This window comes from Lentzea jiangxiensis, assembly GCF_900104175.1.
In the GTDB taxonomy this organism is placed as follows: Bacteria; Actinomycetota; Actinomycetes; order Mycobacteriales; family Pseudonocardiaceae; genus Lentzea; species Lentzea jiangxiensis.
Genome location: NZ_FNIX01000002.1, coordinates 564,596 through 586,755 on the forward strand (window position 1 = coordinate 564,596; position 22,160 = coordinate 586,755).

Sequence of the window (22,160 nt, forward strand, 5' to 3'; positions counted from 1 at the left end):
AGCCTCACAGGTGCTGGGAGTAGGAGTCGAACGGGGCGTCCGGTTCGCCGGAGGGCTTGAAGTGGTCGATGTTCTGCATCGTCGGACCCCACTCCTCGCGCGGCTTCCACACCGCCTCCACCCGCATGCCCATCCGCACGTCCTCCGGCGCGACGCCGAGCAGCAGGTGCAGGAACGGGATGTCCGCGCCGTCGAGCAGCACGTACGCCGAGACGTACGGCGGCGGGATGCGCTGACCGAGGAACGGCACGTTGACCACGCAGAACGTGGTGATGGTGCCGCGGTCGGCCAGGTCGACCTGGTCCGTCGTCGGCACGCCGTCGGTCGGGCAGGCGGGCCGCGGCGGGAAGTAGACCTTCTCGCACTCCGGGCAGCGCTGCGCGATCAGGCGGCCCTCCATGAGCCCGCGCAGGAACGGGTCTTCGGTCGGTGACGCCGAATGCGTGTAGTGGAGGTTCACCGGCGTGGTGACCATCGTGACGTCGTCGGCCTCGGCCGGCGGGTCGGCGGGGGCGTCGGAGATCTCGAAGCACTCGATGTCGGTGATGGCGCCGACGCGGTCGCCGCGCCACCTCGCCCGCACGCGTGCTCCTGTGGAGATCCCTTCCGGAGAACCGGCGTCGACGGCGTGCAGCAGCGAGGTGTCCGCTCCGTCGAGCTGGATCAACGCCCACGCGAACGGCCGGTCGAGCGGCTGGCCCTCCAGGGGTTCGGGGGTCCACGACCAGCCGCGCACGACGCCGGTCGCCGCCACCTCCACGAACTCCGACAGGCGTTCGGCGGTCACGGGGTCGTACTCCAGCGGTGGTACGTGCACGCGTCCGTCGCTGCCGCGGATCCCGGTCACCCTGCGGCGGCGCAGATCGGAGAGGAACCGGCCCAGCGTCGGGCCGAGGGAGCGCGTGTAGTCGAAGCCAACGTCGAGCGGAGCACTCAGCGGCCGAGTCACAGATCAAAGTGAAACAGGTTCTCGAAATGGTGGCAAGATGAGTGCATGAAGCTCGGTCTGCAGCTCGGGTACTGGGGCGCCGGTCCGCCTCGGAACGCCGCCGAACTCGTGGCGGCGGCGGAGGAGTTCGGCTTCGACGCGGTGTTCGCCGCCGAGGCGTGGGGCTCGGACGCCTTCACGCCGTTGGCGTGGTGGGGATCGGAGACGCGGCGGGTGCGGCTGGGCACGTCCGTCGTGCAGATGTCGGCCCGCACGCCGGCGGCCTGCGCGATGCAGGCGCTGACGCTCGACCACCTGTCGGGTGGCCGGTTCGTGCTGGGCCTCGGCGTGTCCGGGCCGCAGGTGGTGGAGGGCTGGTACGGCAGGCCGTTCGCGAAACCCCTTGCGAGGACCAGGGAGTACGTGTCGATCCTGCGGCAGGTGATGGCGCGGGCGGCGCCGGTGGTCAACGACGGCCCGCACTACCCGTTGCCCTACCGGGGTCCCGGCTCGCTCGGCCTGGGCAAACCGCTGAAGCCGATCACCCACCCGCTGCGCGCCGACCTGCCGATCTGGCTCGGTGCGGAGGGTCCGAAGAACGTCGCGCTGGCGGCGGAGATCGCGGACGGGTGGCTCGCGATCTACTACGCGCCCCGGCTCGCCGGCATGTACGACGAGTGGCTCGCCGACGGGTTCGCGAAATCCGGCCGGAGCAGGGAGGACTTCGAGGTCGCGGCCACCTGCCAGGTCGTCGTGACGGACGACCCGGCGGCCGTCAGGGCGGTGCTGAAGCCGTTCGTCGCCCTCTACGTCGGCGGGATGGGCGCCCCCGGCATGAACTTCCACGCCGAGGTCTTCACCCGCATGGGATACGGCGAGGTCGTGCGGGACGTCGGCAGGCTCTTCCAGGCGGGCCGCAAGGAGGCGGCGGCGCGGGCCGTGCCGGATGAGCTCGTGGCCGAGATCAGCATCGTCGGGACGGCGGAACACGTCCGGGCGGAGATCGGCAGGTGGGAGAAGGCAGGCGTCACGATGCTGCTCGTCGGATGTCGTGACGTCGCCTCGATGAAGGCCGTCGCGGAGGCTTGTCAGTAAGTGAAACGCGTTCTACTTTGAGGGTGTGGTCACAGGACTCTGGAACATCGCCGCCGATCAGCCGGACCTGACCGCGCTGGTGGGTCCGAGCGGTCGGGAGATCAGCTACTCCGGGCTCGCGGATGCCGCGAACCGCTACGGGCGGGGGTTCCGGTCACTGGGGCTGGAACCCGGGGACAGCATCGTGCTGATGCTGCCCAACAGCGCCGAACTGGTGGCGGTGTACTTCGCCGCCTACCAGACCGGCCTCTACGTGGTGATGGCCAACTGGCACCTGACCGGGGCCGAGGTCGCTTACCTCGTGCAGGACAGCGGCGCCAAGGCGTTCGTCGGCCACGAACGCTTCGCGGCGGCGGCCGTGGAAGCCGCGGCGGGCCTGCCTGCGGGCGCGCGGTTCGCCGTGGGCGAGATCGACGGGTTCGAGCCGCTGACCGCGCTCGGCGAGGGCGAGGAGGGCAGGCCCGGCGACCGCACCACCGGGTCGCCGATGCTCTACACCTCGGGCACCACGGGACGGCCCAAGGGCGTGCGCCGGCCGTTGACCGGAGCCGACCCCGACGTCGTCCCGCCGTCCGCGGCCTGGTTCTTCGGCATCTTCGGGATCAAGCCGCACGACGGGCACGTGCACCTGTGCGGGTCTCCGCTCTACCACACGGCCGTGCTCAACTTCGTCACCATCTCCGTCCAGCTGGGCCACACCGCGGTGCTCATGGACCACTGGGCGCCGGAGGAGATGCTGCGGCTGATCGAGCGGTACAAGGTCACCCACAGCCACATGGTGCCGACCCAGTTCCACCGGCTCCTCGCGCTGCCGGACGACGTGAAGTCCAAGTACGACATGGGTTCCCTGCGCGCGATGATCCACGGCGCCGCGCCGTGCCCGGTGGAGGTCAAGCGCCGCATGCTCGACTGGTGGGGGCCGGTCGTGATCGAGTACTACGCCGCCACCGAGGGCGGTGGCACGGCGATCACCGCCCAGGAGTGGCTGCGCAAGCCGGGCTCCGTCGGGTTGCCGTGGCCGACGTCCGAGATCAAGATCCTCGCCGAGGACGGCACCGAGCTGCCGGCGAGCGAACAGGGTCTGGTCTACATGCGGATGGGCGACTCGACGTTCGAGTACCACAAGGACTCCGAGAAGACCCGTGCCGCGCGCGTCGGCAAGCTGTTCACGTTGCAGGACATCGGTTATCTGGACGAGGACGGCTACCTGTTCCTGTGCGACCGCAAGAACGACATGATCATCTCCGGTGGGGTGAACATCTACCCGGCGGAGATCGAGAACGAGCTCGTCTGCCACCCGAAGGTCGCGGACGTCGCCGTGTTCGGCGTCCCGCACCCGGACTGGGGCGAGGCCGTCAAGGCGGTCGTGCAGCCCGCGGACGGGGTCGTCGGCGACGACGCGCTGACCGAGGAGCTGCTGGAGTTCGCCCGCACGCGTCTCGCGAAGTTCAAGCTGCCGCGCACGGTCGAGTACGTGGCCGAGCTGCCGCGCGACCCGAACGGCAAGCTCTACAAGCGGAAGCTGCGCGAGCGTGCGTGACGCGATCAGGATGACGGCCGCCGAGGTCGAGGACTTCCTGCGCGGGCAGAAGACGTTGGTCGTGGCCACCATCGGCCGCACCGGGCTGCCGCACCTCGCGCCGATGTGGTTCGCGTGGGTGGACGGCGAGATCGTGTTCTGCACCGACCGCAAGTCGCAGAAGGTCGTGAACCTGCGGCGGGACCCGCGCTGCAGCGTGCTCGCCGAGGCGGGGGAGTCCTACGGGCAGCTGCGCGGCGTCCACATGGAGGGCGTCACCGAGTTCACCGAACTCGGCCCGGTCGTGGACGCCGTGGTGGAGCGCAACTTCGGCGAGGTCGGCGACGACCCCCTCGCCCGTGAGGCCCTGCGCAAGGCGATGGCGAGGCGCGTCGCCGTAATCTTCCGTCCGACCAGGACCGCCAGCTGGGACCACCGCAAGACGATGTCGGGAGCGACCCCATGACCGTGAACCGCCGCCAGGTGCTCGCCGGAGCCGGCCTCGCGCTGGCCTCCGGACTGGTCAGACCCTCCAGCGCGGCCGCCGGCCTCGGCGAGTTCGACGTCGTCGTGGTCGGAGCGGGCGCGGCCGGCATGACCGCCGCCCTGACCGCCGCCAAGCGCGGCCTGAGCTGCGTGGTGCTGGAGAAGGCGCCGACCTACGGCGGGTCCGCCGCCCGGTCCGGCGCGGGCATCTGGATCCCGAACAACGAGGTGATCCTCGCCGCCGGGGTGCCCGACACCCCGGCCAAGGCCGCCCAGTACCTCGCGGCGGTCGTCGGCGACGTCCCGGTGGCGCGCCAGCAGGCCTACCTGGCGCACGGGCCGCGGATGATCTCGTTCGTCATGTGCAACAGCCCGCTGCGCTTCCGGCACATGGACGGCTACAGCGACTACTACCCGGAACTGCCCGGCGGCATCGCGAAGGGCCGGTCGATCGAACCGGAGATGATCGACGGCCGCATCCTCGGCGCCGAGCTCGCGAACCTCAACGCCCCCTACCTCGCCACCCCGGCCGGCATGGTCATCTACGGCGCCGACTACAAGTGGCTCGCCCTCGCCCTGGTCAACGCCAAGGGTGCCGCCACCGCCGCCGCCGCTCTGGCCCGTGGCACCGCCGCGGCCGTGGCGGGCCAGAAACCGCTGACGATGGGCCAAGCCCTGGCAGGCGGTCTGCGCGCGGGTCTGGCGCAGGCCGGGGTGCCGGTGTGGCTGAACACCGGCCTGCAGGACCTGGTGGTGGAGAACGGCGCGGTCAGGGGAGTCGTGACCACCCGGGGCGTCGTGCGCGCCCGCCGCGGCGTGATCATGGGCTCCGGCGGCTTCGAGCACAACGCGGCCATGCGCGCCCAGTACCAGCGCCAGCCCATCGGTACGCAGTGGACGGTCGGTGCCGAGGAGAACACCGGCGACGGCCACCGCGCGGGCGAGCGCGCGGGTGCCGCCCTCGACCTGATGGACGACGCCTGGTGGGGTCCTGTGATCCCGACGCCCGGCTCCCCGTACTTCTGCCTCGCCGAACGCACCCTGCCCGGCGGCCTGATGATCAACGCGGCCGGTCGCCGCTTCGTCAACGAGGCCGCGCCCTACAGCGACGTCGTGCACGTCATGTACGACAAGAACCCCGCCGATCCCTGCATCCCGGCCTGGCTGGTCGTCGACCAGAACTACCGCAACAGGTACCTGTTCGCCGACGTCGCCCCGGCCCTGCCGCTGCCGGACGGCTGGTACCGGTCCGGTGCCGTGGTGAAGAACTGGTCGCTCGACGGCCTGGCGTCGGCGATCGGCGTGCCCGGCGCCGCGCTGAAGGCCACCGTCAGCCGCTTCAACACCCAGGCGCTGACGGGCCGCGACACCGACTTCCGGCGCGGCGACAGCGCCTACGACCACTACTACACCGACCCGGCGGTCATCCCGAACTCGTGCCTCGCGCCGCTGTGGCTGGCGCCGTACTACGCCTTCAAGATCGTGCCCGGCGACCTCGGCACCAAGGGCGGGCTCGTGACGGACGCGCGGGCTCGTGTGCTGCGGCCGGACGGGTCGGTGATCCCGGGGTTGTACGCGGCGGGCAACGTGAGCTCCGCGGTGATGGGGCGGAGCTACGCCGGGGCGGGTTCGACGATCGGGCCCGCGATGACGTTCGGGTACATCGCGGCCAACGACGTCTGAAGGCGGTGGTGGACTGCGGCCGGCCTTCGCCAGGGTGGCGGGCAAGGGCGGCCAACCACCATCCGAAGGTGTTCATGCACTACGGCCCGAGCACGGGCTCCGGCTTCTGCGGTCAGTACGACGACCAGTTCTGGTCCATCGGCAGCAGCGGCATGATCCAGAACCTGTTCAGCGGCAACTGTCTCGCGACGCACGGAGCCGAGGTCTTCACCTCGACGTGCAACTCGAACTATGCGGACCAGCGCTGGAACAGGTAGGTCCTCGGTGGAGCACCTGGCCCGCGAGGCCGAGTGCTCCACCGCCTAGCGGCCCTTGAACTCCGGCTTGCGCTTCTCCGCGAACGCCCGCGGCCCCTCCTTCGCGTCTTCGCTGGAGAACACCTCCATCCCCAGGCGGGCGTCCACTGTGAACCCGTCGTTCTCGTGCATCGCCTCGGTCTCCCGCATCGTCCGCAGGATGTTGCGCACCGCGAGCGGCCCGTTCGCCGTGATCAACGCCGCCAGCTCCATCGCCTTGGTCAGGGCTTGGCCGTCCGGCACGACGTGCCCGATCAGCCCGATCTCCTTGGCCTCCGCGGCCCGGATGTGCCGGCCGGTCAGCAGGAGGTCGGCCGCGACCGTGTAGGGGATCTGGCGCGGCAGCCGCACCGCCGAGCCGCCGAGGGGGAACAGGCCCCAGCGGGCCTCCGAGACGCCGAAGCGGGCGCTCTCGCCGGCCACGCGGATGTCCGTCGCCTGGAGGATTTCCGTGCCACCCGCGACCGCCGGTCCCTCCACCGCGGCGATGAGCGGTTTCGTCAACCGGCGACCTTTCAGCAGTGGTTCGATGACGGAGAAGTCGAACTCGCCCGCGTTGTCACCGGGGTGGTGGGACGTCATGGCCTTGAGGTCGGCGCCCGCGCAGAACGCGCCGCCCGCGCCGGTCAGGACGCAGACGCGGACCTCCGGATCGGAGTCGACGCGGTCCCAGGCGTCCCGCATGATCGCGAGCATCGGGCCGGAGAGGGCGTTGCGGACCTCCGGGCGGTTCATCGTGACGACCAGAACGTTGTCGACCAAGTCCACCAACGCGTGTGGTTCCGTCGTGGTCGTCATTCGCGCGCCTCCTGGATCGAGTCTGACCGCACGGGGGATTGTCGAGAACAGTAACACGTTCTACTTTGCGTGCTATGGCCCTCAACGTCGCAGACCTCGTCGAACACGCCGCAGACACCGTGCCCGACCGGACCGCGCTCGTGTGCGGGGCCAAGAGGGTCACCTACGCCGAGCTCGAGGAACGAGCCAACAAACTGGCTCATCACCTGGCAAAGAACGGCGTGACGCAGGGTGCGCACGTGGGGCTCTACGCGCGCAACTCGATCGAACTGGTCGAAGCCATGATCGCGGTCTACAAGCTGCGGGCCGTGGCCATCAACGTGAACTACCGCTACACCAAGAACGAGTTGCAGTACTTGTTCGGGGAAGCGGACCTGACCGCTCTCGTGCACGAACGGCGGTACTCGCCGTTGGTCGCGGAGGTCGGCGTGCCCGGCCACGCGGTCGTGATCGACGACGGGACCGAGGAACCGTTCGAGGGCGCGGACTACGAGACCGCGCTGAGCGAGGAGTCCGGTGAACGGGACTTCGGGCCGCGCAGCCCGGACGACCTCTACATCCTCTTCACCGGCGGCACGACCGGCATGCCCAAGGGCGTGATGTGGCGGCACGAGGACGTGTGGCGCACGCTCGGCGGCGGCATCGACTTCGTGACCGGCGAGCGGCTGACCGACGAGTGGCACCAGGCGAAGTCCGGCAGGGACTTCGGGCTCGTCCGGCTGTGCCTGCCGCCGCTGATCCACGGCGCCGCGCAGTGGGCCGTGCTCGGCGCCCTGTTCTGCGGCAGCACGGTGGTGCTGGTGCCCAAGTTCGACCCCGCCGAGATCTGGCGGGTGATCGAGAGGGAGAAGGTCCAGGTCGCCGCGATCACGGGAGACGCGATGGGCCGGCCGCTCATCGAGGAGTTCCAGCGCGGCGGCTACGACGGCTCGTCGCTGTTCATCCTCAACAGCAGCGCCGCCCTGTTCTCCTACCCGGTCAAGAAGCTCTACCAGGAGCTCCTGCCGCACACGACGCTGCTGGAGTCGATCGGGTCGAGCGAGACCGGGTCCACCGGCATCGGCGCGGTGCCCAAGGAGATCGTCAAGACCGACGGCACCAAGGTGAAGCTCAACGAGGACACCATCGTCATCGACGAGGACGGCAACAAGCTCGAACCGGAACCCGGCGTCGTCGGCAGGCTGGCGCGCGGCGGGCACGTCCCGATCGGCTACTACAAGGACCCCGAGAAGACCGCCCGGATGTTCGTGGAGGTCGGCGGCAGGCGGTTCACGGTGCCCGGCGACTTCGCGCGGTTCGAGGAGGACGGCGACATCACGTTGCTGGGGCGCGGCAACACCTGCGTCAACACCGGTGGCGAGAAGGTCTTCCCCGAAGAGGTCGAGGGCGTGCTGAAGTCGCACCCCGACGTGTTCGACGCGCTCGTGATCGGTGTGCCGGACGACCTGCTCGGTCAACGGGTCGGCGCCATCGTGCAGCCGCGCGACGGGGCGACGCCCACGCTGTCCGAACTGGACGCCCACGTCCGCGAGGCGCTCGCGGGCTACAAGGTGCCGCGGTCGCTGTGGCTCGTGGACGAGATCGGCCGCACCCCGAGCGGCAAACCCGACTACCAGTGGGCCCAGCGCCACGTGGAGGACCATGCGCACCAGCCTGTGTGACGAACTGGGCATCGAGCACCCCGTCTTCGGCTTCACGCCGTCCGAGCACGTGGCGGCGGCGATCAGCCGGGCCGGGGGACTCGGTGTCCTCGGGTGCGTGCGGTTCAACGACGCGGAGGACCTCGACCGCACGCTGACATGGATGGACGAGAACACCGGCGGCAAGCCGTACGGCGTCGACATCGTCATGCCCGCGACCGTGCCGGAGGAGGGCACGCAGATCGACCTCGCCGGGCTCATCCCGCAGAGCCACAAGGACTTCGTGCAACAGACGCTGCTGAAGCTCGGCGTGCCACCGCTGCCGGACGGCGAAGGTGGGGAGGGCGTGCTGGGCTGGCTGCACAGCGTCGCCCGCTCGCACGTCGACGTGGCGCTGGAGCACCCGATCCGGCTGATCGCGAACGCCCTGGGCTCGCCGCCCGCCGACGTGGTCGAACGCGCGCACGCCCACGGCGTCCCGGTCGCCGCGCTGGCCGGGAAGGGCGAGCACGCACGGCGGCACGTCGCCAACGGCGTCGACATCGTGGTGGCGCAGGGCTACGAAGCCGGCGGCCACACGGGTGAGGTCGCGACGATGGTGCTCGTGCCGGAGATCGTCGACGCGGTGGACGTCCCCGTGCTCGCGGCCGGCGGCATCGGCTCGGGACGCCAGGCGGCCGCGGCGATGGCGCTCGGGGCGTCCGGCGTGTGGATGGGCTCCTGCTGGCTCACCACCGCCGAGTACACCCTGGGCAACTCGAGCACCCAGGAGGCGTTGCTGGCGGCCGGGTCCAGCGACACCGTCCGCACCCGCGTCTACACCGGCAAACCCGCGCGGCTGCTCAAGACGCGGTGGACCGAGGCGTGGGCCGCCGCCGAGGCTCCCGAACCGCTGCCGATGCCGTTGCAGAACCTGCTGGTGAGCGAGGCGCACCTGCGCATCGCCCGGTCCGACGACCCGTCCGTGGTCTCGATGCCGGTCGGGCAGGTCGTCGGGCGGATGAACGAGGTGCGGCCGGTCGCCGAGGTGGTGGCGGACCTGCTGGCGGAGTTCGACGCGACGGTCGAGCGCCTCACCAAGCTGCGCTGAGCGCGAGGAGCTGGGCGGTCGCCCCGCCCAGCTCGAACTCGTGGCGCTTGGCCGCGGTGAAGTACCGGTGCACCTGGTGGCTCATGTCGATGCCCGTGCCGCCGTGGACGTGCACGGCGGTGTGAGCCACGCGGTGCCCGGCGTCGGCGGCCCAGAACTTGGCCGTCGCCACCTCCTCGGCCGCGTCGAGGCCCTCCGACAGGCGCCAGGCGGCCTGCCAGAGCGTCAACCGGATCGCCGCGACGTCGATGTAGGCGTCAGCGAGGCGTTGCGCCACGGCCTGGAAGCTGCCGATAGGACGGTCGAACTGCACGCGGGTCCGCGCGTGCTCAGCCGTCAGTTCCAGCGCCCGTTCGGTCACACCGAGCTGCAACGCGCACAACCCGAGCGTGTACCGCGTGATCAGCCAGCCGGGGGAGAGGCCGGGCACCACCTCGCCGGTGCCGCCGAACTCGAAGCAACCCGCGTCCGAGCCGTCGACCAGCTCCTGCGCGAGGATCTCCAGCTGGTCCGCCTCCACGAGGAACACCCGCTCCTCGTGCGCGACCAGGAATGCCGCTGCGGTGCCGGCGAACGGCACGGTCGTCTTCACACCGTCGGCCTCGGACAGCGCGACCGACAGGACGGTTCCGGGCGTCCGCCAGCGCGACCGCTGCTCCGGCGTCCCGAACTCCGCGAGCGCCGCCGACGCCACCGTCGTGGGCAGGTAGGGAACGGCCGAGACCGCCCGGCCCAGCTCGACGAGCACGGCGCACTGTTCCAGCACGCCGAACTCCTCGGGCTGCTCCGGCACGACGCCCGACTTCACGAGGTCGGACCACGGCGCGTCCGACGACTCCAGGATCTTGCGGGTCAGGGCGGCCAGCTCGCGCTGCGCCTCGGTCAGCGTGAAGTCCACGGAATCTCCCTACCGAGGTGCGGCGGGCAGTCCGAGGCCCGCCCGCGCGATGATGTCCCGCTGGATCTCGTTGGTGCCGCCGCCGAACGTGAGGATCAGCGACGAGCGGTGCATGCGTTCCACCCGGCCGTGCAGCACCGCTCCCGGTGAGCCGGCGCGCACGATCCCGTTCGCGCCCAGCACCTCCATCAGCAACCGGTAGCCCTCGGTCGCGAACTCGGTGCCGAACACCTTGGTGGCGGAGGCCTCGGCGGGGGACGGTGCCTCGTCGGAGCCGGACGCGATGCGCCAGTTGACGAGCTTCAGGAACTCGGTCTTGGCGTGGACGCGGGCGAGGTGCAACCGCACCCACTCCTGTTCCACTGCACCGGTTTCGTCCGCCCATTGACGAACCTCGCGCAGCGCTGCCTGCAACGGCGCGGCCGAGCACAGGGCGACGCGTTCGTGGTTGAGCTGGTTGGTGATGAGCTTCCAGCCCTTGTGCTCCTCGCCGATGAGGTTGCCGGCCGGCACGCGCACGTTGTCGTAGAAGGTGGCGCTGGTCGTGGGCCCGGACATGGTCGGCACGGGCGTCCAGGAGAAGCCGGGCGAGGTGGTCGGCACCATGATCACGCTCAGGCCGCGGTGCCGCTGCGAGTCGGGGTCGGTGCGGCAGGCGAGCCACACGTAGTCGGCGTACTGGATGAGGCTCGTCCACATCTTCTGCCCGTTGACCACGTACTCGTCGCCTTCGCGGACGGCCCGCGTGCGCAGGGCGGCGAGGTCGGTGCCCGCCTCCGGCTCGGAGTAGCCGATGGCGAAGTGCAGCTCGCCGGACGCGATCTTCGGCAGGTAGAAGGCCTTCTGCTCGGGCGTTCCGAGCGACATGATCGTCGGCCCGATGGAGTTCAGCGTCAGGAACGGCACCGGCGCGCCGGCCGCGGACGCCTCGTCGAGGAAGATCAGCTGCTCGAGCATCGGGCGGTTGCGCCCGCCGTACTCCTCCGGCCAGCCGATCGTCAGCCAGCCGTCGAGCCCCATCTGCCGGACGGTGTCCTTGTAGACCGCGGCGTCGCCGTAGTCGCCGCCCCCGGCCAGGCCCGCCCTGCGTTCCGGCGTCATGAGCGCGGCGAAGTACGCCCGCAACTCCTGGCGCAACTGCTCCTGTTCGGGCGTGAAACCGATGCGCATGCTCGCTACTCTAGAACAAGTTCTACTTTCTGTCAGGAGGTCGCGATGAAGGTCGGCGTGGACCCCTCGCTGTGCGAGGCGCACGGGGAGTGCGTGGCAATCCTGCCTGAGGTGTTCGACCTTGATGATGACGAGGTTCTGCAGATCCGGGAGGGTGAGCTGGCGTCGGCGGAGGAGGCTCCGGCGCAGCGGGCCGTCGTCGCCTGCCCCAAGGGCGCACTGCGCCTCTCACGCTGATGGGCCTTGTCAAGAACAGGAACAGATTCTAGTGTCCGTCGAGTACGTCGACCGTGCGCTCAGCGAGGAGTGATACCGGTGAAGGCTGCCGTGCTCAACCAGGTAGGCGACGACAAGCTCGAGCTCCGCGACGACGTCACGACCACACCCGTGGGACCGCAGGAGATCCGCATCAGGATCAAGGCGTGCGGGGTCTGCCACAGCGATCTGTCCGCAATGGACGGCACGCTGCCCGCGCTCGCGCCCGGTGTCATCGGGCACGAGGGCGCCGGTGAGGTCGCGGAGGTCGGCAGCGCCGTGACCTCACTCGCGGTCGGCGACCACGTGGCGATCACCTTCGTTCCGCCCTGCGGCAAATGCGCTCAATGCGTCACCGGTCAAGCGCATCTGTGCCTCGTGCACACCATCTCCGCTTTCACGTCACCGCGGTTCGTCGTCGGGGGCAACCCGGCCTTCGGGTACGCGGGGCTCGGGGCGTTCGCCGAGGAGATGGTCGTGCCGGCGGACGCGGCGGTGAAGATCGACGACGACGTGCCGTGGGACGTCGCCGCTTTGCTGTCGTGCGGCATCCTGACCGGCGTCGGCGCCGTGCTCAACACCGCGAAGGTCGAACCGGGTTCCAGCGTCGCGGTCATCGGCTGCGGTGGTGTCGGCGTGGCGGTCGTCCAGGGCGCCCGGCTCGCGGCCGCCGCGCGGATCGTCGCGGTCGACCCCGTCGAGGAGAAGCACGAGGTGGCGCGGAGGTTCGGCGCGACGCACGCGACGGCGCCCGACGGCATCGCGGACCTGAACAACCAGCTGAACATGGGGATGGGCTTCGACTACGTGTTCGACGTCGTCGGCATCCCCGCCACGATCCGGCAGGCGTGGGACCTCACGCGGCGCGGTGGCCACACGGTCGTCGTCGGTGCGGGCCGGGCGGACGCGATGGTGTCGTTCAGCGCCCAAGAACTCTTCCTGCACGACAAGACGTTGCACGGGTCGTTCTACGGGACGGCGAACTTCCGGCGGGACGTGCCGCGCATGATCGCGCTGTGGCGGCAGGGCCGGCTCGACCTCGAGGGCATGATCTCCAAGCGGATCAGGCTCGAGGACGTGAACGAAGGCCTGCAGGCGTTGCGCGGCGGCGGATCGCTGATCCGCCAAGTCATCCTGTTCGACTAGGGAGTCTCTTGTGGACCTTGCGGGAAAGGTCGCCGTCGTCACCGGCGCCGGCGCCGGGCTCGGCCGCGCGGAAGCGCTCGAGCTCGCGCGGGCCGGCGCCTCGATCGTGCTCAACGACCTGCCGGGCTCGGCCGGCGCCGCCGCGGCCGAGATCGAGGAGCTGGGCGCGAAGTGCGTTGTGGTGGAAGGGGACGTGGGCGAGCGGAGCACCGCCGACGCCCTCGTCGCCGCCGCGGTGGAGCAGTTCGGCGGGCTGCACGTCGTCGTGAACAACGCGGGCGTGCTGCGCGACCGGATGCTGTTCAACATGACCGACGAGGAGTGGGACCTGGTCGTGCGGGTGCACCTGCGCGGCCACTTCCTGCTCTCGCGCAACGCCGTCGCGCTGTGGAAGCAGCAGTCCAAGGCGGCGGGTGAACCCGTCTACGCGCGGATCGTCAACACCTCGTCGGAGGCGTTCCTGCTCGGGTCCGAGGGGCAGGCCAACTACGCGGCGGCCAAGGCGGGCATCACCGCGTTGACCGTCGCGACGGCCAGGGGGACGAGCCGGTACGGCGTGCGCGCCAACGCGATCTGCCCGCGCGCCAGAACGGGGATGACCGCGCACGTGTTCGGCGAGGCGCCGCAGGGCGACGACCCGCTGGCCCCCGACCACGTCGCGAAGTTCGTGGCACACCTGGCGGGACCGTCCGCCGAGAAGATCAACGGACAGGTCTTCGTCGTGCACGGCGGCAAGGTCGCGCTCATGGCGCCGCCGACCGTCGAGCAGGAGTTCGGCTCGTTCACCGATCTCGACGGCCACTTCGCCGGCCGGGATCCGCAGAGGACTTTCGCCTGTACGGAAACGATGGCCCTGTAGGAGGAGCTGTGACGCTCACCGTCCAACCGCACCGCGAGACGCTGGGACTCGAGGACGGCCGGCTCCTCATCGGAGGCGAGTTCCGCGAGGCGGACAAGACCTGGACCCACCGCCACCCGGCGACGGGGGAGGAGGTCGGCAGCTTCGCCGTCGCCTCGGAGCAGGACGTCGACGCCGCCGTGCGCGCCGCTCGCAAGGCGTTCGACGAGGGCCCGTGGCCGCGGTCGAAGGCGGGCGAGCGAATCAAGGTCCTGCGCCGCTACGGCGATCTGCTGCGCGAGCACGCCGACGAGCTGAAAGGCCTGCAGGCACTCGACAACGGCGTGCCGCTGTCGTTCGGCCAGATCTACGCGACCTCGGTGAGCATCGCGGCCGACATCTTCGACCACCACGCGGGGTGGATCGACAAGGTCGGCGGCCAAACCCTGCCGCCGTACCAGGGCGGCGATCACCTCGCGATGACGTTCCGGGAACCGGTCGGCGTCGTCGCAGCCATCCTGCCGTGGAACGCGCCGTTCGTGCTGTTCGCCCAGAAGCTCGCCCCCGCGCTGGCGGCGGGCTGCACGGTCGTGGTGAAACCGTCGGAGTACGCGAGCTTCTGCGTGATCCGCATGGTCGGGCTGCTGCTCGAAGCGGGCCTGCCCGAAGGCGTCGTCAACCTCGTCACCGGCCCCGGCACCCCGACCGGCGAGGCGCTGATCACCCACCCGCTGGTCGACAAGATCAGCTTCACCGGCAGCCGCGCCGTCGGCCGCCGGATCGTCGAAGCCTCCGCCGGCACGATGAAGCGCGTCTCCCTGGAACTGGGCGGCAAGTCGCCCGCGATCGTGTTCTCCGACGCCCCGAACGTCGGCCTCGCCGCGATGACCTGCATGGGCATGGTCACGATGGGCCTGTCCGGCCAGGCGTGCGTCGCGCACACGAGGGCGTTGGTGCAGCGCGACGCCCAGGAGGAGTTCATCGCGATGGCGCAGGTGCTCGCGGGCGCGGTGACGTTCGGCGACCCGTTCGACCCGGCGGTGCTGGCCAGCCCGCTGATCAACGCCAAGCAGCTCGACCGCGTGCTCGGCTACGTCCAACGCGGCCAGGAGGACGGCGCGCGGCTCGTCACCGGCGGCACGAGGCTCGAAGGAGATCTCGCGTCCGGCAACTTCGTCGCACCGACGATCTTCGCCGACGCCACCAACGACATGGCCATCGCCCGCGACGAGATCTTCGGCCCGGTGCTGACCGTCGTGCCGTTCGACACCGAGGAAGACGCCATCCGCATCGCCAACGACACCGAGTACGGCCTGGGCGCCGGCGTCTACACCAACGACGTCCGCCGCGCGTTCCGCGTCTCGAAGTCGTTGCGCGTCGGCATGGTCGGCATCAACGGCTTCCAGCTCGAACCGCACATCCCGTTCGGCGGTTACAAGCAGTCGGGACTCGGCCGCGAGGGCGGCCAGAGCGCCTACGAGGCCTACACCGAGCTCAAGACCGTGATGATGCCGCTGACCGACGAGATGATGTAGATGCGCCTGAACGGGAAGGTCGCCCTGATCACCGGCTCGGCGCGCGGTCAGGGCGCGGCCGCGGCACGCCGGTTCGCCGCCGAGGGCGCACGGGTGGTGATCACCGACGTCCTCGACGAGAAGGGCAAGGAGCTGGCCGCCGAACTGGGCGCCGAGTACTGCCACCTCGACGTGTCGTCGGAGGAGTCGTGGGCCGAGGCGATCGCGCTCACCACCTCGGCGTTCGGTGACATCACGGTCCTCGTGAACAACGCGGGCGTCCTGCACTTCTCCGCCCTGGCCGAGACGACGCTCGCGGACTACCGGCGCGTGATCGGCATCAACCAGGTCGGCACGTTCCTCGGCATGCGCGCGGTCGTGCCGTCGATGAGGCGGGCGGGCGGCGGTTCGATCGTGAACGTGTCGTCCGTCGAGGGCCTCGGCGGCATGCCGTACCTGGTGGCGTACACGGCGTCGAAGTTCGCGATCCGCGGCATGACCAAGGTCGCCGCGATGGAACTGGGACAGCACGGCATCCGCGTCAACTCGGTGCACCCCGGCGCGATCGACACCCCGATGGTGAGCGAGGCGCTCGGCCGGCCGATCGACGTGTCGCCGATCGGGAAGAAGCTGGCGCTGCGGCGGATCGGGCAGCCGGAGGACGTCGCGAACGTCGTGCTGTTCCTCGCCGGCGACGAGAGCGCGTACTGCACGGGTGGCGAATTCGTGGTGGACGGAGGGGCGACGGCGACGCACGCGCTGAGCTGACCAGCGCGCAACTGAGCGGCCGCACCCCCGGATCTGGCCTACGTTGGGGTGCATGCGGAACCCGTTGAGCGCCCTGTCGCTGGACCGGCTGCGGCAGCGCACGAGCGTGAAGTGGCGCGAGTTCCCCGGCGACGTGCTGCCGCTCTGGGTGGCCGAGATGGACGTCGACCCGGCCGAGCCGGTCAAGAAGGCCCTCGTCGACGCCCTCGAACTCGGGGACACCGGCTATCCGGCCGGCACCGCCTACCAGGAGGCCCTCGCGGCGTTCGCGAAGAAGCGCTGGGACTGGGACCTGCCCGTGGACCGCACGGCGCTCGTGTCCGACGTGATGCTCGGCGCCGTCGAGCTGATCAAGCTGGTGTCCGGCCCGGGCGCCCCGGTGATCGTCAGCCCGCCGGTGTACCCGCCGTTCTACCTGTTCGTCCGGAGCGCGGGCCGCGCGGTCGTCGAGGCGCCGCTGCACGACGGGCGGCTCGACCTGGACCTGTTGGAACGGACGTTCCGGCACGTCAAAGCCGACCGCCCGGTGTACCTGCTGTGCAACCCGCAGAACCCCACCGGCACCGTCCACACCGCCGAGGAGCTGACGGCCCTCGCACGACTGGCCGAGGAGCACGGCGTCCGCGTGGTCGCCGACGAGATCCACGCCCCGCTCGTCGCCACGACCTCGAAGTTCGTGCCGTACCTGAGCGTCGACCCGCGCGGCCTGTCGCTCATGTCCGCGTCGAAGGGCTGGAACCTCGCGGCCGTGCGCGCCGCCGTCGCCACCTCGAACACCGACGAGCTCGCGGCCCTGCCCGAGGAGGTGAGCCACGGGCCGAGCCACTTCGGCACGATCGCGCACGCCGCCGCGTTGCGGAAGGGCGGCGAGTGGCTCGACGCGGTGCTGGCGGGCCTCGCCGAGAACCGGGTGCTGCTGCGGGACCTGCTCGCCGAGCACCTCCCCGAGATCGGCTACACACCCTCCGAGGCGACCTTCCTCGCCTGGCTGGACTGCCGCGCCATCAGCGACGACCCCGCCGCGTTCTTCGTCGAACGGGCGCGGGTCGCACTGATGCCGGGCGCCGGGTTCGGCAGCGGGGGAGAGGGCCACGTCCGGCTCAACATCGGCACCTCGTCCGAGATCATCACCGAGGCCGTGCGCCGGATGGCGGCCGCTGTCAGGGGCTGACAGCGCGCTGTGCGCGGTCTGCCAGCGCGGCGGCGCAGACTTCCACCGGAACCACAGGGAGGAACGATGGCGCTCGCGATCAGGGCAGAAGGCCTGGTCAAGCACTACGGGGAGACCAAGGCGCTGGACGGTGTCGACCTCGAGGTGCCGGAGGGGAGGGTCGTGGGGGTGCTCGGGCCGAACGGCGCGGGCAAGACCACGGCGGTGCGGGTGCTGGCGACGTTGCTGCGCCCGGACGCGGGGCACGCGACGGTCCACGGGCACGACGTCGTGAAGGACCCGCGGGCGGTCCGGTCGCTGATCGGGCTGACGGGGCAGTACGCGTCGGTGGACGAGGACCTGTCCGGCACGGAGAACCTCGTGCTGCTCGCGCGGCTGCTCGACCACTCGCGGGCGGGGGCCAGGGCGCGGGCGGCCGAGCTGCTGGAGCGGTTCGAGCTCACCGACGCCGCCGGGAGGGCCGCGAAGACGTACTCCGGCGGTATGCGCCGCCGGCTCGACCTCGCCGCCAGCCTGGTCGGCAACCCGTCCGTGCTCTACCTGGACGAACCGACCACCGGGCTCGACCCGCACGCCCGCAACGAGGTGTGGGCGGTGGTGCGCAAGCTCGTCGCGAACGGTGTGACGGTCCTGCTCACCACGCAGTACCTGGAGGAGGCCGACCAGCTCGCCGACTCCATCACGGTGTTCGACCACGGCCGGGTGGTGGCCGAGGGACGGCCGGACGAGCTGAAGCGCCGCGTGGGCGGGCAGACGCTGCAGGTGCGGCCCACGTCGCTGAGGGACCTCGACGTCGTGCAGCGGATCCTCGGTGACCTGACCGGTGTGCGGCCGACGCGCGACGACGACACCGGACTGCTGACGGCGCCGGTGAACGACCCGGTGCTGCTGTCCACCCTGGTCCGCAAGCTCGACGACGCCGGGATCACCGCGGACGAACTGGCGTTGCGGCTGCCCTCGCTCGACGAGGTGTTCCTGGCGCTGACCGGCAAGCAGACCGAAGGGAGCCCGGCATGAGCACGATCGCACTGGACCGGGGCGTGCGCCACGGCTTCTCGCTGGCCTGGCGGGGAATCCTCAAGATCCGGAAGAACCCCGAGCAGCTGATGGACGTCACGCTCGCGCCGATCATCTTCCTGGTGATGTTCACCTACCTGTTCGGCGGCGCGCTCGCCGGCAGCACCGACAGCTACCTGCAGATGCTCGTGCCGGGGATCATGGTGATGAACATCCTGCAGGCCAGCATGACCGCCGGCGTGCAGCTCAACACCGACGTGTCCAAGGGCGTGTTCGACCGGTTCCGCTCCATGCCGATCGCGCGTTCGGCGCCGTTGGTCGGGGCGGTGCTCGCGGACGTCGTGCGGTACGTCGTGTGCATCGTCGTGCTGCTCGTGGTGGCCACGATCATGGGCTTCCGGGTGCAGACCGGGCCGGTCGAGCTGCTGGTCGCGGCGGGACTGACGATCGCGTTCGGGCTGTGCTTCTGCTGGGCCTCGGTCTTCGTGGGCATGCTGCTCAAGACCCCGCAGGCCGTGCAGGGCATGATGTTCGTGCTGATCATGCCGTTGACGTTCGGCAGCAACGTGTTCGTCGGCACCGACACGATGCCGGGCTGGCTCAAGGCGTGGGCCGACATCAGCCCCGTGAGCCTTCTTTCCGACGCGCTGCGCGGCCTGCTCAACGGCGGCGCGATCGCCGGGCCGCTCACCGGGTCGCTGGTCTGGATGGTCGCGGCCGTGGCGGTCTTCTTCCCGCTGGCGACGTGGGCCTACCGCAAGCGCGTGTGAGCCGAGAGGGACGGGCGGGCTTCAGCCGGTGCTGAAGCCCGCCTCTTCGCGTATCCGCCGCAGCGCCTCGGCTTTGGTGATCGCCAGGCGTTCGGGCTCGCCCAGCTCGGCGACCAGCCGCCGCACGTCCGGGTCGCCCATGTCGAGGCTTCCGCGGACGACCTGGGCCAGGGCGAGCAACCGCTCGGTCGCCCGGGCGCGGCCCTGGGCGTGCCGGACCAGGGCGAGCAGTTCGGTGGCCGTCGCGAGGTCCGGCATGTCGGCGCGCTCCGACGTCGTCCCGACCGCCACCGCGGCGAACCCGGCGGCCTCGTCGAACCGGCCGTCGGCGAGGGCGATGCGCGTGTCGAGCATGGCCACCCACTCCGCGATGAACGACCCGAGCGCGGTCGGCGTCGCGGCGCGCTGCCTGAACGCCGCGCTCAGCGCACGTGCCTCCTCGACCCTGCCCGCGCGCAGCCGGACCTCGGCCTTGGCGTAGTCGAGCATCGTGGACAGCTGCTCGTTGCCGACCGTCCTGACGAACTCCTCGGCGCCGGTGATCTCACGCTCTGCCGCGGCGTGGTCTCCCATCCGCGCGTACTCGACCGCGAGCCGCCACCGCTGCTGCACGGCGTCGTCCTGGGACCGCAGCTCCGTCGCCACCGCCAGCCCGCGCTCGTACAGGTCGATCGCCGCCTGGTTGTCGCCGGTGTGCGAGACGAACGCGGCCTTCATGCCGAGCGTCATCGCCGATCCCCACCGGTCGCCGACGGCGGTGAACTGGTCGTACGCGCGGTCGCGGGCCCGTTCGGCGCCTTCGAGGTCGCCCTCGTCGACCAGCATGAAGCTCAGCGCCCACTCCGCGCCCGCCCGCGCCCACGGGTCCTCGCTCTCCGCGGCCCGCTTCACCTCGCGCCGGGCGAGCTCGAAGTTCTGGCTCAGGAAGCCGAGCATGGGCAACGCGATCGCGAGCGACGGATACTTCTGCACGGCCCCGCTGCTGACGCAGTGCTCGATGACCGCCGCGGCCTCGGCGGCGTCCGTCACGCCGGGTATCGCGGCCATGAGGAGCTGCATCGCCCGGAACGTGGCGTAGCGGTCGGGCGGCAGCAGGTCGCCGAGCGCGAGGACGTCGCGCACCGACATCTCCGCGCGTTCGTTGTCGCCCTTGACGAGCCAGTACCAGAACGTGCCGCCGAGCAGGTCCGCCGCCAGCTCGACCTCGCGGTCGTCGATCGCCCCGCGCAGGGCCGCCACGACGTTGTCCTGCTCCGCCTCGTACACGTCGATCGCCTCGAGCTGGCGCGCGGTGCGGGTGAGCGGTTCCCACCGCTGGGTCAGCTCGCGGTAGTGGCGCCGGAACCGGCCGACGACCTCCCACTTCTCTCCGGACGCGTCGAGCTGCTCGTCGGCGTAGACCCTGATGGTCTCCAGCATCCGGTACCGCGGCTCGCCCGCGATCTCGACGACGTCCACTATGGACTTCTCCACCAGGGACGTGAGCACGTACAGCGCGTCCGGCAGGCAGACCGCCTCGATCGCGGCGAGGTCGGCGCCGGCCGGGAAGACCGCGAGCCGCCGCGCGAGCCGCAGCTCCTCCTCGGTCAGCAGGTCCCAGCTCCACTCGACGACCGCGCGCAGCGTCCGCTGGCGCGGCAGCGCGGTGCGGCTGCCCGAGGTGAGCAGCCGGAACCGGTCGTCGAGGCGCTGCGTGATCTGCCGGACCGTCATCGACCGCAGCCGCGCCGCCGCGAGCTCCAGCGCGAGCGGCATGCCGTCGAGCCTGCGGCAGATCAGCCGCACGTCGTCCACAGTGGACTCGTCGAGCCGGAAGCCCGGCCTCACCGCGCTCGCGCGGTCGAGGAACAACCGCACCGCGCCGAAGCCGGACAGGTCCGCCTGGCCGTCCGGCACGGCGAGCGGGCCGACCGGGCACAGCGACTCGCCGTCGATGGCGAGCGGCTCGCGGCTGGTCGCCAGCACGCGGAGGTTCGGCACCCTGCGCAGCAGCTCGGTGGTGAACTCGGCCGCCGCGCCGACGAGGTGCTCGCAGTTGTCCAGCACCAGCAAGGACTCCCCGGCGCCGAGGACCTCGGCCATCCGGTCCATGCCCTCGCCCGCCCGCCGCCGCGGGTCGCCGGCGAACGTCACCTCGAACGCGCTGAGCACCGCACCGGCCAGGTCCTCCGCCGCACGCACGCTCGCCAGCGCCGCGAACCACACGCGTCCCTTGCCGTGCAACGGATGCCGCGCCGCCACCTCGGTGGCGAGGCGCGTCTTGCCCGCCCCGCCGGGCCCGACCAGCGTCACGAGCCGGTACCGGCCGAGCCCCCCGGTGATCTCCGCGAGCTCGTCGTCACGCCCGACGAAGCTGGTGAGCCGCACCGGCAACCGGTCGACGACGGGCCGCGGCCCGAGCTCGCCGCGCAACGCCGCGAGGTGGACGTTTTGCAACTCCTGCGAGGGGTCGACGCCCAGCTCGTCCGCGAGCCTGCCGCGCACCTCGGCGTAAAGGCGCAGCGCCTCGGACTGCCTGCCCTGCGCGCACATCGCCCGCATCAGCAGACCCGCCAGCCGTTCGCGCAGCGGGTGCTTCTCGTGCAACGCCGTCAGCGCGGCGACGTCCAGCTCACCGCGGTCCTCCTCGGCGGACAGCCGCGCTTCCTCGAGGCGAGCGGCGGTGGGCCCGGCGAACGGTGCCTCCCGCACGTCGGCCAGCGCGTCACCCCGCCACAGCGCCAGCGCCTCGCCCGGCCGTCCGGCGGCACGCAGTCGTTCGAACCGGAAGACGTCGACGTCCTCGGTCGCGACGCCCAGCCGGTACCCGCCGGGCTCCAGCGCGACCGGGCAGACCTTGCGCAGCCGCGACACGAGCGACTGGAGGGCGTTCCCGGCGTCGGCCGGCGGCTGCTCGCCCCACAGGTCGTCGATCAGCGTCGTCGTCGGCACCGGCCGGCCGGGGTCGAGCGCGAGACGGGCCAGGAGCATGCGGACGCGGGCACCACCGATGTCCACCGGTGTGCCGTCGTCGGTCTCGACCGCCGTGGGGCCGAGCAATGCCACGCGCACAGGTCCAGCTTCCCAGATCACGTGCCG

The 22,160-nt window shown here is 71.0% G+C and carries 20 protein-coding genes; 15 read left to right on the plus strand and 5 right to left on the minus strand.

Annotated elements, in window-relative coordinates:
- Positions 1-4 precede the first annotated feature (4 nt).
- Positions 5-949, minus strand: a complete 945-nt coding sequence (locus BLQ91_RS10245) for a Zn-ribbon domain-containing OB-fold protein (protein ID WP_090096478.1) — start codon at positions 947-949, stop codon at positions 5-7.
- 45 nt (positions 950-994) lie between these two features.
- On the opposite strand from BLQ91_RS10245, the gene BLQ91_RS10250 reads away from it, so the two are divergent.
- The 5 genes from BLQ91_RS10250 (at position 995) to BLQ91_RS10270 (ending at position 5,968) form a co-directional block, all read left to right on the plus strand.
- Complete coding sequence (locus BLQ91_RS10250; protein ID WP_090096479.1) at positions 995-2,023, plus strand: LLM class F420-dependent oxidoreductase; 1,029 nt, start codon at positions 995-997, stop codon at positions 2,021-2,023.
- 25 nt (positions 2,024-2,048) lie between these two features.
- Complete coding sequence (locus tag BLQ91_RS10255) at positions 2,049-3,563, plus strand: acyl-CoA synthetase (protein WP_090096480.1); 1,515 nt, start codon at positions 2,049-2,051, stop codon at positions 3,561-3,563.
- Positions 3,556-4,008 carry a pyridoxamine 5'-phosphate oxidase family protein gene (locus BLQ91_RS10260; protein WP_218130213.1) on the plus strand — a complete coding sequence of 151 codons (453 nt, stop codon included), beginning with the start codon at positions 3,556-3,558 and terminating at the stop codon, positions 4,006-4,008. Before BLQ91_RS10255 ends, BLQ91_RS10260 begins: the two co-directional genes overlap by 8 nt.
- Positions 4,005-5,711, plus strand: a complete 1,707-nt coding sequence (gene kstD / locus BLQ91_RS10265) for a 3-oxosteroid 1-dehydrogenase (RefSeq protein WP_090096481.1) — start codon at positions 4,005-4,007, stop codon at positions 5,709-5,711. Before BLQ91_RS10260 ends, kstD begins: the two co-directional genes overlap by 4 nt.
- Before the next feature lie 68 nt (positions 5,712-5,779).
- Complete coding sequence (locus BLQ91_RS10270; protein ID WP_090096482.1) at positions 5,780-5,968, plus strand: RICIN domain-containing protein; 189 nt, start codon at positions 5,780-5,782, stop codon at positions 5,966-5,968.
- Positions 5,969-6,013: 45 nt separating this feature from the next.
- Here the strand turns inward: BLQ91_RS10270 and BLQ91_RS10275 are convergent, their stop codons facing one another.
- Positions 6,014-6,805, minus strand: coding sequence for a crotonase/enoyl-CoA hydratase family protein (locus BLQ91_RS10275; RefSeq protein ID WP_090096483.1), 792 nt, complete (start codon positions 6,803-6,805; stop codon positions 6,014-6,016).
- A 74-nt stretch (positions 6,806-6,879) separates the two neighbouring features.
- On the opposite strand from BLQ91_RS10275, the gene BLQ91_RS10280 reads away from it, so the two are divergent.
- The gene (locus tag BLQ91_RS10280) at positions 6,880-8,466 is read left to right on the plus strand and encodes an acyl-CoA synthetase (RefSeq protein ID WP_090096484.1); all 1,587 of its coding nucleotides are present in this window, start codon (positions 6,880-6,882) and stop codon (positions 8,464-8,466) included.
- On the plus strand, positions 8,447-9,535 hold the full coding sequence (locus tag BLQ91_RS10285; RefSeq protein ID WP_090096485.1) for an NAD(P)H-dependent flavin oxidoreductase: 1,089 nt from the start codon (positions 8,447-8,449) through the stop codon (positions 9,533-9,535). Before BLQ91_RS10280 ends, BLQ91_RS10285 begins: the two co-directional genes overlap by 20 nt.
- On the opposite strand, the gene BLQ91_RS10290 is transcribed toward BLQ91_RS10285, so the two are convergent.
- On the minus strand, positions 9,519-10,433 hold the full coding sequence (locus tag BLQ91_RS10290) for an acyl-CoA dehydrogenase family protein (protein ID WP_090096486.1): 915 nt from the start codon (positions 10,431-10,433) through the stop codon (positions 9,519-9,521). The two genes, BLQ91_RS10285 and BLQ91_RS10290, sit on opposite strands and share 17 nt — an antisense overlap.
- Positions 10,434-10,442: 9 nt before the next feature.
- Positions 10,443-11,603, minus strand: coding sequence for an acyl-CoA dehydrogenase family protein (locus tag BLQ91_RS10295; RefSeq protein ID WP_090096487.1), 1,161 nt, complete (start codon positions 11,601-11,603; stop codon positions 10,443-10,445).
- A 45-nt stretch (positions 11,604-11,648) separates the two neighbouring features.
- Here BLQ91_RS10295 and BLQ91_RS10300 point away from each other — a divergent pair, with 45 nt between their 5' ends.
- From BLQ91_RS10300 to BLQ91_RS10335, 8 genes are all read left to right on the plus strand, one after another.
- Positions 11,649-11,840 carry a ferredoxin gene (locus tag BLQ91_RS10300; RefSeq protein WP_090096488.1) on the plus strand — a complete coding sequence of 64 codons (192 nt, stop codon included), beginning with the start codon at positions 11,649-11,651 and terminating at the stop codon, positions 11,838-11,840.
- A 78-nt stretch (positions 11,841-11,918) separates the two neighbouring features.
- On the plus strand, positions 11,919-13,004 hold the full coding sequence (locus tag BLQ91_RS10305; RefSeq protein ID WP_090096489.1) for an alcohol dehydrogenase catalytic domain-containing protein: 1,086 nt from the start codon (positions 11,919-11,921) through the stop codon (positions 13,002-13,004).
- Between the two features lie 10 nt (positions 13,005-13,014).
- Positions 13,015-13,863: an SDR family NAD(P)-dependent oxidoreductase gene (locus BLQ91_RS10310; RefSeq protein ID WP_090096490.1), complete on the plus strand. Its 849-nt coding sequence runs from the start codon at positions 13,015-13,017 to the stop codon at positions 13,861-13,863.
- An 8-nt stretch (positions 13,864-13,871) separates the two neighbouring features.
- Positions 13,872-15,377: an aldehyde dehydrogenase family protein gene (locus tag BLQ91_RS10315; protein WP_090096491.1), complete on the plus strand. Its 1,506-nt coding sequence runs from the start codon at positions 13,872-13,874 to the stop codon at positions 15,375-15,377.
- Positions 15,378-16,124, plus strand: coding sequence for a glucose 1-dehydrogenase (locus tag BLQ91_RS10320; protein WP_090096492.1), 747 nt, complete (start codon positions 15,378-15,380; stop codon positions 16,122-16,124).
- Positions 16,125-16,176: 52 nt separating this feature from the next.
- Complete coding sequence (locus tag BLQ91_RS10325; RefSeq protein ID WP_090096493.1) at positions 16,177-17,295, plus strand: MalY/PatB family protein; 1,119 nt, start codon at positions 16,177-16,179, stop codon at positions 17,293-17,295.
- A gap of 66 nt (positions 17,296-17,361) precedes the next feature.
- Positions 17,362-18,312, plus strand: a complete 951-nt coding sequence (locus BLQ91_RS10330) for an ATP-binding cassette domain-containing protein (RefSeq protein WP_090096494.1) — start codon at positions 17,362-17,364, stop codon at positions 18,310-18,312.
- A complete protein-coding gene (locus tag BLQ91_RS10335) occupies positions 18,309-19,082 on the plus strand; it encodes an ABC transporter permease (protein WP_090096495.1) in 774 nt (257 codons plus the stop codon). The genes BLQ91_RS10330 and BLQ91_RS10335 overlap by 4 nt, the downstream gene beginning before the upstream one ends.
- 21 nt (positions 19,083-19,103) lie before the next feature.
- Here the strand turns inward: BLQ91_RS10335 and BLQ91_RS10340 are convergent, their stop codons facing one another.
- Positions 19,104-22,133, minus strand: coding sequence for an AfsR/SARP family transcriptional regulator (locus BLQ91_RS10340; RefSeq protein ID WP_090096496.1), 3,030 nt, complete (start codon positions 22,131-22,133; stop codon positions 19,104-19,106).
- Positions 22,134-22,160 lie beyond the last annotated feature (27 nt).